Here is a 205-nt window from a genome sequence, read left to right as displayed (position 1 = left end):
CATTGTGCAGGTAGGTGTTGGGCAGGGCCAGACTGGCCAGTGGAGAGGCCGCATTGCGCCAGCTTTGCATCCGGATGTGCCGGAACGGGGGTTGGTAACCCAGTTGTTTCAGCCTCCGATGCAGCCGACTCGGCTTTTTCCACTGCTTGAGCTGGATGCAGCGCAGTCGCCGTCTTAACCAACTCATTACCTGCTTCAGCACCCG

At 59.5% G+C, this 205-nt stretch carries 1 protein-coding gene; it reads right to left on the bottom strand.

Annotated features, from left to right (window positions below; all coding sequences use genetic code 11):
• The coding region (locus tag C7I36_RS17600) for a hypothetical protein (protein WP_425445055.1) at window positions 1-187 on the bottom strand (187 nt) is incomplete at its 3' end.
• Window positions 188-205: the final 18 nt, after the last annotated feature.

Origin of the sequence: Zobellella taiwanensis, from assembly GCF_003012795.1 — a bacterium.
In the GTDB taxonomy this organism is placed as follows: Bacteria; Pseudomonadota; Gammaproteobacteria; order Enterobacterales; family Aeromonadaceae; genus Oceanimonas; species Oceanimonas taiwanensis.
Note: the sequence above shows the minus strand (reverse complement) of the source record. Positions and strands in the feature narration are given on the sequence as shown.